This is a genomic window from Nitrospira sp. Ecomares 2.1 (assembly GCF_965152585.1).
This window is the reverse complement of record NZ_OZ224219.1, coordinates 3,414,968-3,429,517: the sequence shown is the minus strand read 5'-3', so window position 1 is coordinate 3,429,517 and position 14,550 is coordinate 3,414,968. Positions and strand designations below refer to the sequence as shown.

Annotated in this window: 9 protein-coding genes, 1 tRNA gene and 1 riboswitch; of the genes, 9 read left to right on the top strand and 1 reads right to left on the bottom strand. The window is 47.5% G+C overall.

Annotated elements, in window-relative coordinates:
* Window positions 1-11: 11 nt before the first annotated feature.
* The 3 genes from ACWHYD_RS15130 (at window position 12) to ACWHYD_RS15120 (ending at window position 4,931) form a co-directional block, all read left to right on the top strand.
* A tRNA-Gln gene (locus tag ACWHYD_RS15130) sits at window positions 12-85 on the top strand.
* 1,766 nt (window positions 86-1,851) lie between these two features.
* Window positions 1,852-4,062: an FG-GAP repeat domain-containing protein gene (locus tag ACWHYD_RS15125; RefSeq protein ID WP_447962859.1), complete on the top strand. Its 2,211-nt coding sequence runs from the start codon at window positions 1,852-1,854 to the stop codon at window positions 4,060-4,062.
* Window positions 4,063-4,655: 593 nt separating this feature from the next.
* On the top strand, window positions 4,656-4,931 hold the full coding sequence (locus ACWHYD_RS15120; RefSeq protein ID WP_447962858.1) for a hypothetical protein: 276 nt from the start codon (window positions 4,656-4,658) through the stop codon (window positions 4,929-4,931).
* Between the two features lie 72 nt (window positions 4,932-5,003).
* Here the strand turns inward: ACWHYD_RS15120 and ACWHYD_RS15115 are convergent, their stop codons facing one another.
* Window positions 5,004-5,213, bottom strand: a complete 210-nt coding sequence (locus tag ACWHYD_RS15115) for a hypothetical protein (protein ID WP_447962857.1) — start codon at window positions 5,211-5,213, stop codon at window positions 5,004-5,006.
* 286 nt (window positions 5,214-5,499) lie between these two features.
* On the opposite strand from ACWHYD_RS15115, the gene ACWHYD_RS15110 reads away from it, so the two are divergent.
* The 6 genes from ACWHYD_RS15110 to ACWHYD_RS15085 all read left to right on the top strand — a co-directional run bounded on the left by ACWHYD_RS15110 (window position 5,500) and on the right by ACWHYD_RS15085 (window position 12,743).
* Window positions 5,500-5,865 (top strand): hypothetical protein, encoded by a 366-nt coding sequence (locus tag ACWHYD_RS15110; protein ID WP_447962856.1) that lies wholly within the window; start codon window positions 5,500-5,502, stop codon window positions 5,863-5,865.
* 28 nt (window positions 5,866-5,893) lie between these two features.
* Window positions 5,894-7,774 (top strand): FG-GAP-like repeat-containing protein, encoded by a 1,881-nt coding sequence (locus ACWHYD_RS15105; protein WP_447962855.1) that lies wholly within the window; start codon window positions 5,894-5,896, stop codon window positions 7,772-7,774.
* Window positions 7,775-8,047: 273 nt separating this feature from the next.
* Window positions 8,048-8,302, top strand: a complete 255-nt coding sequence (locus ACWHYD_RS15100) for a hypothetical protein (protein ID WP_447962854.1) — start codon at window positions 8,048-8,050, stop codon at window positions 8,300-8,302.
* Window positions 8,303-8,904: 602 nt separating this feature from the next.
* A riboswitch (cyclic di-GMP riboswitch) is annotated at window positions 8,905-8,994 on the top strand.
* Window positions 8,995-9,070: 76 nt separating this feature from the next.
* A complete protein-coding gene (locus ACWHYD_RS15095; protein ID WP_447962853.1) occupies window positions 9,071-9,472 on the top strand; it encodes a fibronectin type III domain-containing protein in 402 nt (133 codons plus the stop codon).
* Between the two features lie 992 nt (window positions 9,473-10,464).
* Window positions 10,465-11,613 (top strand): outer membrane beta-barrel protein, encoded by a 1,149-nt coding sequence (locus ACWHYD_RS15090; protein WP_447962852.1) that lies wholly within the window; start codon window positions 10,465-10,467, stop codon window positions 11,611-11,613.
* Between the two features lie 425 nt (window positions 11,614-12,038).
* A complete protein-coding gene (locus ACWHYD_RS15085; protein WP_447962851.1) occupies window positions 12,039-12,743 on the top strand; it encodes a hypothetical protein in 705 nt (234 codons plus the stop codon).
* Window positions 12,744-14,550: the final 1,807 nt, after the last annotated feature.

The following is a 14,550-nucleotide window of genomic DNA, read 5'->3' as shown; positions in this document are numbered from 1 at the left end:
CACTCCTAGGTTGGGGGATCGTCTAGCGGTAGGACGCCAGTTTCTGGAGCTGGCTGCCCAGGTTCGATCCCTGGTCCCCCAGCCAACTTTTTCCCTCTTCTGAATTATAATCTTCAAACTCTTTCTTCAACTGCTTCATTTTTCCCTTGGGTTTATTCTGGGAATATAAGAGACCTGTAGCCTGTCGAATTTGCGCTATGCCGAAGGTGGCGGTTCGACTCGGCTTCCTTCCTAGTTCAAACCAGCCCTCGTTGTTTAAGAGCTTTGTTGACGGTTCCTGCTGAGAGATGGCCCCATCTCATGTCCTTTTGGGCTCTAATGGTCTGGAATTCCTGAAATTGCTAGAAAAGCTCCAGCCCGACTATTACTCCCCGACTGGCTGTGGTATGCCGGAGGGTATGCCACTAGCCTCAGGTGATGAATGTGATTTCTTAGGTGTATTTGTGCCGTGTCTCAAAACGAGCCTGACTCTACACGGGGCAGGGTTTGTTGTTTCATCCAGCATCAGGATCTTCTCTTCAGACTTTTTAACAAAAATTCTTGGGTCTGGCAGGACCAAGATTTTTTCGCATGGACTTCTTTACCGTACAAAACCAAAGATTCCCTGGCTTTATTAACCACATTGTCAGAAAACACGTTGGTGCAGAAAACCTTATCGTGTACGCCTCCCTTCCATGTCCGGCCTATCTGATTAGCCAGATTTGCAGCGATTGAACTCTTCTCTCCCTGGGTGCATTCTTTGCTCCTCTTGATCTGATGAGGATTTTGTCTCGTCCGAAATACTTATGCCTAGGCCGTGGAGGGAGTGTTGATCATTTTTTTGCCGAAATATTGGGATTTTATAAGGTCATAGAAGTTCATCATGAAATCACGAACAGCTTTTGTCATTTTTGTGACCAGTGTGTCCATAAGGTTAAGTATGCTCAACATAAAACCTGCGTGGGCTGCGTAGCTTATGGGGTTGGGAAAATTCTCGGTGAAGGTTTTTTAGCCAAGCTTTGGCTGTTTCTACCGAAGGATTTGTAGTCGTGGACATGGGGCCGGTTTTTCGGGGGACAGCCGGTGGCTTTGAACCCATTGTCGATTTGACAGGGATGATGACTCTTACGGCTAATGGAGTAACTAGTGATGGCCGTTTAATAATTTAATAATCGAAGGATAATCCCATTAGGGATTAGGGCTGACAGCACATGCTTGGAGATGGACAGGAGGTAGCGGCGTTGTTGGCTTGGGGAATCTCTATGGGGGATTTAGAAGTAATGTTACGGCCATCTCGTTCGATGGATTAGTGATCGTGGGCAATAGCACAGGCGGAAGCAGGCGAGGAGGCATTCCGGTAGATCAAGGAGCGGCATGGTCGAATTTGGATTCCTGCCTGGAGCAATATTTAATTCAAATGCATGGGCCATTTCTGATGATTGATCAGTAATACTTGGAAGCAGCTGCTTACTTCTGGTGGCGAAGGGTTAATGCGTGGGAAAAATTAGGATGCCCCTTTTTTTTTAATACAGGGTGTGCATATGTGGGATTTCAAGCTGGAACGATCCACGTTTTTTGCCCCATGCTCACAATCACCATATTGAAACATTGGCCGAGTAGAGTCTTATCGGTCTGATTGCCCTCTCATTCCCCTTGGCTTGCGCACTGCTAATGGGTTGGCGAGCGTACAGAACTGAAGACAACGAAATACCTAATCTATAAGGCCGGGATGCTTGCTGGCGTAATTGGGTTAGGTTTTGCAGATATGGTTGAACTTAGCTTTATCCGCCAGTGGGTAGTTCTCATGCTGTTCATCCAGCTAGGGGTTGTTGCACATTTTTCCAGTCAGCAAAAATTTCATAGAGGGGCGTCATGCTCAAATTGATCCCTATTCCTCAAATCGTTACTAGGTGGGCCACCATTTCTTTGTCCTGTGCATGTTTGGTTTTGGGGGTGTGGCCTCAGTGGGCCACTCAATTGCAAGCACAAACCGGCTATAGCTACATATCACCCGCGTTCATAATCGATAGCGGAGTCACCCCGGCGAACTCAGATACAGGAAGTCCCGGCAAGCCAGGTATAGGTTTTGACGGAGTCAATTTTCTAATGGTGTCCTGCCGAGAGAATGGCTCCGCCGCCAATATCCAGGGGACACTCGTCTCTACGATAGGCTCAATCGTAACGTCTTTTCCGATTGCCGACCTAACTCCAGTTTATGGTTGCTCCCTACAACGGCCCTCTGTGGCTTTTGACGGAAGTAACTATCTGGTTGTCTTCAAGCAAGTAACCGAAAGGGGGAGAACGGACATTGTGGGGGCTAGAATTACCCCGGCCAGTGCCGTACTTGACGGGCCAAGGGGATTCACGATTCTCCGAGATGTGGTGGGAGCTGCCGTTGTTGCGTTCGACGGTTCCAACTATCTTGTCGTGTCAGATAGATATAGTGATGCCACCCTTCACGACATCATTGGAGCCAGAGTGAATTCTGACGGACATGTGTTAGATGAATTTCCGATATTTACCGCCCCGGGTGGTCAAGTCTTACCTTCAATTGCATTTGATGGCAACAACTACCTCGTCATTTGGTCGGATACAAGAAGTGGATCACCCATAGGAACGGATGCCAATATTTATGGCACCCGGGTGTCTCCGCTGGGCCTGGTGTTGGATCCAGGGGGAATCCCGATCTCTACTGCTCCGGGTAGTCAAGGATTTAATGATGTCATTTTTGACGGAGAGAATTATTTTGCCGTCTGGGATGACACACGCAATGGTCTAGGCGGTTTTGATCTCAAAATAGACATTTATGGTACGCGCATAACCCCTTCCGGTGTATTACTCGATGGATCACCGGACACAGGGGGGATTGCTATTAGCACTCATCCCCGCCCTCAGGAGCGTCCTGTGGTCAGTTTCACTGGCACAGAATATTTTGTCACTTGGGGGATGTCATATTTTCTAGATCCCCCAGAAGGAATATTTGCAGCGAGGGTCTCTACTGGGGGTGTTCTCCTTGATGGGCCGCCTGGTGTTGGAGGGATACTGATAAGTAATCCGAAAAACAACGACTCCAAATTCGTTTCGCCTAATAGTTACTTCAATGGGAGCAATGTGCTTCTGAGTTGGATTAATAACAGAGAATTAGGTGGGACCTTCAAGGATCTCATCGGTGTTTTGGTATCAGATACATCACATACCCCCTATGACCTGAATGGGGACAGCAATGCCGATATTCTCTGGCGTAACACCAGTGATGGCAACATTGCCATCTGGTTCATGAATGGGATGGCCACGGCCTCTTTCAGCTTTCCCGGTGCGGTATCCTTGGCTTGGAAAATCGCGGGGGTTGGCGATGTGAATGCAGATGGCAAAGGGGATGTCATCTGGCACAATCAGACCAGTGGCGCGGTTGCCATCTGGCTGATGAACGGCGGGACCGTGACAGCGGTGGGCTTTCCCGGTACCGCCCCGACGACTTGGAGCATTCAGGCCGTTGGGGATATCAACGGCGATGGCAAGGCGGACCTGATCTGGCGCAACACCAGTGAGGGTCATACGGCCATCTGGTTTATGAATGGGACCGCCATGGCTTCCTCCAGGTTTCCGGGCGGGGTGCCAATGGCCTGGCAGATCGCACAAGTGGGCGATGTGGATGGCGATGGCAAAGCGGAAGTCATTTGGCGCCATAGCACCAGTGGTGCAGTGGCGATCTGGCTGATGAATGACGGGACTGTGACAGGGGTGGGCTTTCCCGGCGCCGCCCCGACGGCGTGGAGGATTCAGGCGGTCGGCGATGTGGACGGCGATAGGAGGGCGGATCTGTTGTGGCGCAACACCAGGGATGGTAACACTGCCATTTGGTTCATGAATGGGACTGCTGTGGTTGCCGCAGCCTTTCGAGACGGTGTGCCCTTAGTGTGGCAGATTGAACAGGCGGCCGATGTGAATGGGGATAGCAAGGCCGACATCATTTGGCGCAATGCCATCCGCGGCACAGTGGCCATCTGGTTGATGGATGGGCTAACTGTGACGGCGGTAGGATTTCCCGGCAGTGTGTCGACGGGGTGGAAGATCCAACCGTAGGCGGAGGCCCCACTCAATTTCCCGCATTGAGGTGGCGTCTTACGGGGTTGGGCTTTTTTTGTGATGGAAAGCCTGAATAAGGTCCAGGTGATTGACCGAAAAAAGTCCTCTCTTTCCCAGGTCTATTTTCTACATCTTCAGCTTGCCCTCAGTTATCTCCAGGTTTAGCTCCAGATTCTGAATCGATGTAAGGTAAGGATGATAGGTGGTATGCAAAAAGTGTAAATATTTTGTGTTAATGATGCGGCTGGCACTCCGTCACCATAGATATATGGTTCCCCGCCTTTTGATTTTGTAGATTTTCGGAACTGGCTGCCCAGGTTCGACCTTTGGTTTTCCAGCCAAAAACTTTCCCCTTTTCTCCTAAATTAACCAACAATCTTCGTCAGACCTGAAATCTACAACGGAATTCTTAGATTTCCTTTTGGCCTCAAAAACGGGTTGCCGGTCCGTATTGTTGAATTGGTTGTATAATCCTGAGAAGATTAAAGCGCAAAGGGATGATTAACTCAGAATGGAGTTGGAGGGTGTGGCGTTGGATCTAACGGACCCAATATCACATTTCAAAGAATTACCAATTAGGAGGGGACGCTATGAATCTTCATCAACGGGGCGCCGAGCTGATTAATGGATTAAAGGATCATATTCTAGAGGTTCTTCGTGGGCATCCGGATGCAGAGTCCGAGGGAATGGGCGTTATTCAGGAAGAAATTGCCCGGCGGGCAGGGTTGCATAATATGGGCACCGGGGAATTGGATCACACCTGTGGGGAAATGTTGCGGTTGCTTCAGAAGGAAGGCCTAATCCAACTGGTGGAAGAGGCTGAGCAGGATGAAAAGAGGAAGCGGTGGCGTTTGAACTCACGATAAGATTTGGCTCGTTTCTCGGGCGTTGCATTTCGATTTTTAATTCATTTCTCTCCGATTGAAAATCGTTGCTCATCAAGGGCGCCAATAAAGGGTATCACCGCGACATCCGAGCTGCTCGTCGGCCACGGTCTTGCTTCTGCTCTTCTCCCGCCCTAAGTATTCCGGGACCTCCTGTTCCGGAATATCTTGAAGCCAGCCTTGAATCTTCCGACGGGCATAAGTCTTAAGACAGCCGTAAGGCAGGTGCTTTCTTCTCCCGCTCCGTGGTGCTTTCCTTTTCATTGGCCTATCCTTACTCCGTCGGTCCGGGCAAACAGGGTGTGGGGGAACCTTCACCCGAAAGGCTATGCCTCCCTTCACCATTATTGACAGACTTTTAATTGTAGCTCGTTGGCCGGAAAATATGACATACTTTTTTAAGGAAACACCATGGATTTCCTTTTTTAGTTGTCATAGCTGAAACGGAATATTAGATTAAATAGAAATGCCAGAATGATTTTCTTTGATAGGGTTCTCTCTGAATTTTTCCTCAAAGAAAAAAGGGAAGTTGTTGAATGGAGGAAATGAAATGAAAATTGTGCCGCCACTATTTGTCATGTTTTGGATAATGCTGATTAGTGACCCTCTCCTGCAAGCAGAGGTCATTATTGTAGCAGATGGTGGAGAGGAGGAAGAATTGACTCTTAAGCATCGTAAGGGAGCTAAAGCACCCATGCGGATTGAAGAGCCCGATGGAACGCTACAACCCCTTCCATTGGGCTCGATTCCCGAGAGTCGTATGAGTAAGGAGGGTTTGCGGTATGTTCCAGATGCAGGCGGTGGAACAATGGTCAATGTTGAAGGCCGGTTTCAGTCAATTTTAAAGGTGCCAGATGGCGCTGACCATGCGATTCATCACCATGAATCTGTGGATTTACAGTCCTTGAAACCCTAAAAAATTTCCAAGGCTACCATTTCGGTTCATGAATGACCCTAATGCCAATATGCTGAGAGGTCCCTCTCAGTTGCCGATATCCTTCAGCCTGTGTGTGGCTGGGTTTCTGGTTGTCTTACTCTTTTGGGGCCTTGGCCTCTTGGCCGAGACCGACGCAGCCACCATTGTTATTGTGAATAAAGATAGCCCTGGTGAGGGATTTAACGATCCTGCCCCTTTTACCCCAGTGGGTGGGAATACCGCGATAACGCTTGGGCAGGCGAGGTTGAAAGCCTTTGAGTATGCGGCAAATATTTTAGCGCAGGGATTGGTGAGTACGGTGGGCATTCGAGTCGATGCTCGAATTGATTCCTTAGGAGCAGGAATCCTGGGATCGGCTGGCCCTAATACCGTCCATCGGAATTTCCCCAATGCTCCGGTGGCGAATACCTGGTATGTTCAATCCTTGGCAAATAAATTTGCAGAACAGGACCTGGATCTGACTACCAGTGATATAAGTGCCACCTTCAGTGCAAATTTCACGAATTGGTATTTTGGGCTGGATGCCAACCCCCCAGCGGGACAATTTGATTTTGTCACCGTGGTACTTCATGAAATTATCCATGGCCTTGGGTTTTTGTCATTGGTCGACGCCCTGACTGGAGAGACATTCCTTGGAGGCAATGATGCTTTTATGCGCTGGTTAGAGCATCATGGAGCCAGCCCGGCCGATTATCTTTCAATGACCGACCTGCAACGGCAATCTGCGAATGTTTCTTGGCAGAATCTTCATTTTGTTGGTGCCAATCTTCAAGGGGCATCTGGGACATTGACGGCCGGACGAACAAACACACATGTGCAAATGTATGCCCCGAACCCGGTTGAATTGGGTTCCTCGGTGTCTCATTTCACGAACACGATTAAGCCAGACCAGCTTATGGAGCCTGGAATAGCTTCCGGAAGGGCGATTCATGATCTCGGGTTGGCTCAACCTCTGTTGCAGGATTTAGGATGGGTATTTGAAGCTGACGTGAGTTTTCCAATTCGAAATGATGTCAACGGGGACGAAAAGGCAGACCTCGTCTGGCGCAATACCAGCACGTGGGCTGTTGCGATTTGGTTGATGAACGGTCCTACGATTGCTTCCTCCGGTTCATTGGGCGTGGTGTCGTCGAAGTGGCAGGTTGCCGGTATCGGAGATGTCAATGAGGATGGGAAAGCAGATGTGATCTGGCGCCACAGCGATACCGGAACGGTAGCGGTGTGGCTGATGAATGGTCTCACTGTCATGTCGGTGGGTTTTCCGGGTAGTGTCTCTCTGGATTGGCAAATCGCGAGTGTGGGTGATGTTAACGGCGATGGGAGGGCAGACGTCGTTTGGCTAAACACGAGTAGTGGAGAAGTGACGATTTGGTTAATGAGCGGCTCCACGATTGCTTCTTCCGGCCACTTGGGTGCGGTGCCGTTGGAGTGGAAAATGGCCGGAATGGGAGATATGAATGCCGATGGAAAAGCGGATCTTATATGGAGGAATACCCTTACCGGCGCAGTGGAAACGTGGCTAATGCAGGGGCTCACGGTCCTGTCAATAGGTTTCACCGGTGGGGTCTCCACGGATTGGCAGATTGCGGGGGTGGGTGATGTGAATGATGACGGGATGGGGGATTTGGTTTGGCGCAAAACGAGTAACGGGGAGGTTGCAATTTGGTTAATGAATGGAGTGACTCTCAGTTCGCCGGGGTTTTTTGGCGTGGTCCCTCAGGGGTGGGAGATTGCTAACACCAGTGATGTCAATGGGGATGGGCGCGCAGATATTATTTGGCGTAATAAGCAGACGGGTACGGTGGCGGTGTGGATAATGAATGGGCTCGCAATCACGTCGATAGGCTTTCCGGGAAGTGCCTCAACCAACTGGAAAATTCAGCATTAGGTGAATTGTATAAGGAGGTTTACAACCCTGTGTCCTAGCCAAACTAAAGTGATGAACATAAAGGGTCTTCTCCTAATGTAGGCTCGTTCAAGTGCGAGAGGCACATGACCAGGGGTTTGGGTAGCCGTTTTGGATGTGAGGCCTGGAAAAGTTTACTCAAGGAGACCCTGTCTTTGGCAGGTTGCTCTGTTTCTATACGGTCAAATTGTGTTGAGCCATTTTTCATTGAGATTATTTTAACTGGGGATGCATGCTTTGTATGGGAGCGTGAATATGCTGATGGTCAATGTGAAATGGTGGTGGGCAGCTATGCTTGGAGGCAGCATTTTGCTTGCAGTACCTGGGCATTCCGAAATTAGTGCGATTATGGGCGATGTGATTGGGCACTTTTTTTCTGCGCTGATCTTAGCGATTGTGCCGATTCTGGGATATCGTCTTTTTTATCATCGAATCGGTGAGAATGAAATCACATATATTTTTGGTGCTGCCTGGGTCTACCTTGTTATATCGCAATTGTTTGGATGGTGAGGGAAATTTCAACTTCAAACCCTCGATTATAGACATTCCCTTGGATTTAAGGCTTGGTCTACCCATTCTAAATCAAAAAATAGGGGAGAGGATCATAGAACGGTTGAAGTTCATTAATGTGGTAGATTCCCACACTCCAGAGGTGGAATGCTTGGTGGTACCCCTGGGCAGAGCGATGCGTTGGAAGGGTTCGCTCGCTCTCTGTGGGATGTCCGTACAAAAGCTTTATTTTGATCCCAGCGAATGAAGGAAAACTAACAGACATGTCCATGTTTGGTAATTGTAACGCACCTGGTAGTTTCTTGAGAAAGGAATTTCTTTCTTCACTGAATCCTTATGGACCGAGCCATGTGGAGATTTTCAATGACTGGCCAAACTTCTTGGATTTCGGACTGGGCAATATTAGGTTAGAGGTTCGTTAGATTATTGCGTCTGTTCAATCATAGTATTGAGTCATGAATCATACTATTCATTTTCCTTATTTTTTGTGATTAAGGTTCGGGCGATTTCATAAATTCTTGAGAAATTGACAGTTCCCTCCCCTAGCATTTAAGGATCTGGCAAATGTTCCGATGAAGCATCCAGTATTAAAAACGGTCATAACCTGAAAAAGGCAAACCATCTGAAAGGGTGGGACGCAAAGCCATGGGCCTACTTCTTGGAGTTCAAGATAAGGTTGCCAGGTTGCCAGGCAAGTCACAGAGTCTCCTTGATCAAAAGCGACGTGGCTTCGCTCGGCATGACTCACATGCATAAAGGAGATCTCGTATGGCAGACGATCAAGGTTTCTCTCGAGTAGGTGTTCCCCGTCCCAATTCTTCTCGATTCGCGTTTAGTTTATTATGGGCCATTGTCATTTTTCTCTGCTTCTCCCACTCCAATGCATTGGCGGGAGAAGTCACCCTAGCCTGGAATCCTCCTTCCGCTGAATATGGAGGATTTATCATAGCCTACGGGACTTCAAGCGGCAGTTATTCCCAGACTCAAGATGTCGGATCCCAAGCCATCTATACCTTAACAAGCCTGATTCCCGGTCAAACGTATTATATTGCGGTCAAGGCATACGACCGGAATCGGAAAATCGAAAGTCCCTATTCGAACCAGGTCAGTGTAACTGTGCCGATTGTTGCGGCACGTCCTGCTCCTCCTAGGAATGTCCAAGTTTATTGAAATTTAACATCGTCATCTGCGACAAATATTTACTGGGAGTTTGTATTGGTAGACAGGTCGCATCCCGGAAATGTGGTTAGCTGAATTCTCTTGGGTCTTGTACGGTGAGATCCGTCATAATGAAGACGCCTACTTCCGGGGCAATTTGCAGAACGAGGATGTACTGCAAAGGTCGCATTTAAAAATAATTTTCCTCAGGCGATATGGCGTTATTTATAAGGATGGATTATCGGACGGAGACGATCACATGAAATCTCATAAGTATTCTTCAATTTTTTCAAATCTCACTTCGTCGGATTTTTGCTAACCCTCCCCAAGTAACTTTACGGGAAATCCGGCATCCGTGCCGGATTTCACCAATTCAAATTTCATAAAATAGTTTGCTCCGCTTCGCAATCGTTGTTAATCTTCTCCATTGGGCTTCGACAGACGTGGTTTCCTGGAATTTGACTGTACGTCGTGCGGTATTATCTGTTCCCCCCCCCCTGGATCGACTTTATCCGATAATTTTGGTAATCATCCCATTGCAAGAAAAATTTCCTAGAAGGAAAATATTCTCATACAAAAATCGATGACTGTTTCTTCTGTCGGTTCCTATGGTAAGGTCCGTTCCTTATCGGAGCACTCATTTTGTAATTGACTTAACAAGGGGATGAGGGCACCATATTTAAATGTGATTAAGCTCCACTATTTTCGAATCCTCTTCTGAATCTACCCGGATATTTGAATTGATTAGTGAGTATGGTTATTTGATGATTAATTGCGTATGGCCAAAAACAAGAGCGCTGTGTCTTTTCCCATTTTGCACGATGCGTGAGCGGAAATGGGGTCTTGTTCTTTTTCTAACATGTCTCATTTTTTGTGAGGTTTTTGTCCCGGGCACGGTGAAGGCTCAATCCTTTTCTGATATGGGACTATTTTATTTCACTGGGTCTCACCGACCTATCCAAAATCGGAGCGGGCTTTTTCGTGAATATCTGACGGGAAATGGTATGGGGGATGGTCTCAAAGCCGGTCCGGTTCAGCTCCATCCGTTTTTAGGTGTATCGGAAGTGTTTACAGACAATGTGTTTAAGAGAGACACAAACACGAAAAGTGACTTTCTTACGACCATCGCACCAGGGATTCAGGCGTTCATGCCGTTTGGTGGAGGTAAGCATTCCGTTCTTCTTGACTACCGCGCTGCCCAATTTCTCTACAAAAAATTCACCGACAATAATGCTTTGGCTCAAGATGCTCTTGGCCATGTAAGCTTGAATTATCCTGGTGGGTTAGCAATAGACTTGCAAGGAGGCCATTTAGAAGGGTTTGACCCGAGAGGGTCGGAGGTGGATACTCAACAAAAGGATATTACCAAGTGGAATGTGAATCAGTTTTTAGGCCAAATTGAATTCACGGGGCAAAAGGCAGGTATCCGTCTTCGCACGTATTTTGATGATTTAAATTACACAAACAATGGTCAGGATGCCCCGCGGGACCGGACCCGTGCTGGGGCCAATCTCAGTGTATCTGTAAGTGTAACCCACTCAACTCGAGCCCTTCTTGGCGTTCGAATGGTCAACAATGATTATAATACGAATACGCAGCAGAATAGTTTCGGTTACGGGGCGTATACGGGCTTCAGTATAGCCCCTACCCGCCAGTTATCGGGAGAACTCAATGTAGGGTACCAGGTTTTGAATTTTGACCATGCGGCTATCGATGAAAACTCCGCCCGTGGCCAAGCTCTTCTTGCAAAGGGTTTAAGCTTAGGATCGGCGCAGCGGACCTTCTTTTACATGCGAGGAAATTTGGATTGGAACCCTACGTCTCGGTTAAGTTTTCGTCTCCGCCCCTTTTCAACAATTAATCAGTCAGCGGTTCAGAATACTTCCACGTATAAGCGAATTGGCGTTGACGTTTATGGGAAACAGTCATTTACGGACCGGTTTGCCCTGCGTGGAAATTTTTACTACGCCAACGATAATTTTGATACCAATAGAACGGATGATCGATTTCGTTTGCGGATAGGACCGGAATATCGTACGGTTAAATGGTTGGGATTTCGTTTAGATTATATTTTCGAGAAGAGAACCTCAAACATCGACAATTTTGATTTCAATAGTAATACGATCATGCTTTCAATCCAAGGGATTATCTAGTAAAACAGAATGCACCCTTAATCCGCCCCAATTCTTTCCAAACTGTTCCTTGCCCTTTGACAGTTGTGTGACAAGTATTTTCCTGTTCTCTTGAGATCACCCTGTGGCGGTAATCCCCCTATCTCGTTTGATCAGCATGCGGAGAAATCCTCATGGATCTCTCCAATATGAATTTCAAAATTTTCGCACTCTTAACTCTTGTTCAGGAGATTGAGATTAATTGAGAGTGATGCGAAAATATGAAAAATAGATAGAGGTTTGAGGGTTTTCGTCTACTCCAGATTGAAATTGAGCTAGTTCAACTGTTTGATTGGGAAAGGAGATGTGCCATGAGATCCGGTCAAAAAATACCGTCTAGATGGATAAATGGGCTGATTCTGGCGGCCTTAATCCTTTTGGTATGCCTCAGAGGAGGGGTACTCGCTTTGACACCTGAGGTCCCTCTACAGGTTGAGGGGGATCGGTTAACAGGTCATCTGTCACAGGTGACCTTACGAACGGTATTGGAGCAATTACAGAAACAGTTGGGTATAAAATATGAGGCCCCCGTTGAGGAAATGAATAAAGTCATTTCCGTCGATTTGCAGCAGGAGAAGATACTTCCTGCATTGGCAAAAATTTTGGCGCAGTGGGATTATGCATTCACGGTCAATGCGGCGGGACGCTTACAATTTCTCTATGTGACACCAAAAGCCTCACCAGCAGAAACGGTGTCTGAGGCGAGGAACCCATCAGAGGTTGGTTCTTCAAATGCATTGGGCGAAACGGATTTCCGTTCAGACCGTCAGGGGGAGCCAGTGGAAGAGGAATTGGATGCCCCTCCATTTCTGTCTCAGGATGGGGAGCCTGATGCAAACTTCCCACCGTCGGCCTCATCCTTTTCATCTTCTCCGGAAGGGAGCTCTGACTTAAGAGCTCCTGTGGTGGGTGTCCCCATGGATATTCAGCCGGTACCAGCTGGAACCACCATGCCCATGATTCCGGCAAGTAGTGGTAGTGGGATGCAAGTGACGCCTTCGGCCAATTCACTGGACATGCCAATCATTCCGGCCACAGCCTACCCACCGATGGAGATTGAGCCGGTGCCAAGCTACCTGCAAGAAGAGATGCTTAGAGATATGCAACCGTAATCGGAGAGTCGAGTGACAAAAGATATATTTGTCAATGAGTCTTAAGCCATGAAAGTCTCATGAGAATAATAGACGAGAAAACCCCCGAAACGCGCGTCGAAGGGTTGAGTCTTTCCACGCGGGGTTTATTGTGAAGATATCTGCCTCCACCCTCCCTGAGGGCTTGTTGGTTTATGGAAGAGCTGTCTTCAGTTGTGAGTCCCTATCTTTTTACTCTCTCAAAAAATTTTCTCCAATTGACATGAATGCCGTCAATGCCCTCAACAGCGCTTAAAATGTTTGCTAGGATTTTTCTGCAACTGGTTAGGGGAAGAAATGGGCACCGTTTTTGGTGTCCCTGATTCTGTCGGATTTAGTGTAGGCTGCAAAGGGATACATATTTACGGGTTTGTGACGAAAGTTTATTGGAAGTGATTAGAGGGGAGGTTGTAATTGAGCGTGGCGATTAACTTCAGTTGGTTCCCAAGTCTGCTGTGGAAGATACGATTGTCGCTGAGCCTGCAAAATCTCCAGTATAGTCAACTAGGTCCTCGAATCCGTGATGACGCACAGATGGAACCCTAGATTCCCCAAAAGCCGGCATTCATGCGAAATGCTTGTGTGTCCCGTGATTGCCAGAAGGAGAGCCCGCTCAGGATCTGATAAAGTATTGTTTTCGAAATTTTAAATAAAGGGTATGAACTCTGAATCTTAGTAGCGCAATATGCAGACGCCAATCCTCTTGTGGCCGAGAATGCTGGGGACAACAATCGTTTTTTGCCGCACAGTAGCATGTTTTGGCATGTGCTTTTGTCCAGTAACGACCTTTTGTCAGCTAGAAACAAATAAAATGCGATCAATGACTTGAATTGGCCTCACTTGTCCATATCCAGTATATGGGGTTTGTCTGGGGGATTGAGATGCTGTCCTATCAGATACCTTGAGGTTCCTACTGAAGTGTTGATCGCGGAAGTGCGCAAAGGTCTTACGGGTTTCCCTCCCCGGTACACTGAAATGCCATCTAGCCGATCCCCTGTGTTTTGAGAATCTTTTGTGATTAATGCTTTGGACTCTGGGTGAGGAGTGGCCTAATCTAAGGCTTTCAGCTACTGGCCGGGAGAGGGCTAACTGCTGGCCTGTGTTGGCTCGGTGGTTGGCGGCTATTTTGGTGACTTGTGCATGCTGTATCGGGTACAGGAGGAAACGTTTTCCCTGTATCCAAATGCTTTGCTGGTTTACCGGGCAATGGAGAATGGGCTAATATTTGTTGGCATGGTACTCATTTGTTTTTTTTTACCACGGCTGTTAGGGTGTTGGACTGAGCACGCATTAGGATGGGTTTATCCTCACTAGGCTTTCAATATTTCTCCTATTTTTCCCAAAAATACGGCAATGGAATCTTGAGAAAGCCTTGGCAGAGTAAATGGCCCAGTCCATGTTGGCCGTATACTTGATGATATGGTGTTGATTTGATATACGTTAAAATTGTTCTATTTGGCCTTTTCCCCCCTTCAGTAATGAAAATGAAATCTTCCCGAAACTTGAGTGGGTAAATCCTTTCTGCCGCATACCCCAAATGGATAGGATTTTTCCACTTCCTGGTCACCCACCCCTTTAATTCCATCGGTTTATTTGCTGGTTTTGAGAATGTAGGTTGAAGGTTCGAGTCAAGGGCCTATCAGTGTGAGGATTTCATGCTGAGAGATTTGCTAACTTAGCCTTGCGGATAAAGGGTGTTGCATGAGGGAGGAATGATTTTTTAACTTCCCACTCGGTCCATCTACTGAAATTAGGGCAACGATAATTTTGGATGAGAGTGATAATTAAC

Coding starts and splice junctions, on each gene's coding strand:
- ACWHYD_RS15125 (WP_447962859.1), top strand. CDS start 1,852: ATGCTCAAATTGATCCCTATTCCTCAAATCGTTACTAGGTGGGCCACC.
- ACWHYD_RS15120 (WP_447962858.1), top strand. CDS start 4,656: ATGAATCTTCATCAACGGGGCGCCGAGCTGATTAATGGATTAAAGGAT.
- ACWHYD_RS15115 (WP_447962857.1), bottom strand. CDS start 5,213: ATGAAAAGGAAAGCACCACGGAGCGGGAGAAGAAAGCACCTGCCTTAC.
- ACWHYD_RS15110 (WP_447962856.1), top strand. CDS start 5,500: ATGAAAATTGTGCCGCCACTATTTGTCATGTTTTGGATAATGCTGATT.
- ACWHYD_RS15105 (WP_447962855.1), top strand. CDS start 5,894: ATGAATGACCCTAATGCCAATATGCTGAGAGGTCCCTCTCAGTTGCCG.
- ACWHYD_RS15100 (WP_447962854.1), top strand. CDS start 8,048: ATGCTGATGGTCAATGTGAAATGGTGGTGGGCAGCTATGCTTGGAGGC.
- ACWHYD_RS15095 (WP_447962853.1), top strand. CDS start 9,071: ATGGCAGACGATCAAGGTTTCTCTCGAGTAGGTGTTCCCCGTCCCAAT.
- ACWHYD_RS15090 (WP_447962852.1), top strand. CDS start 10,465: ATGGGGGATGGTCTCAAAGCCGGTCCGGTTCAGCTCCATCCGTTTTTA.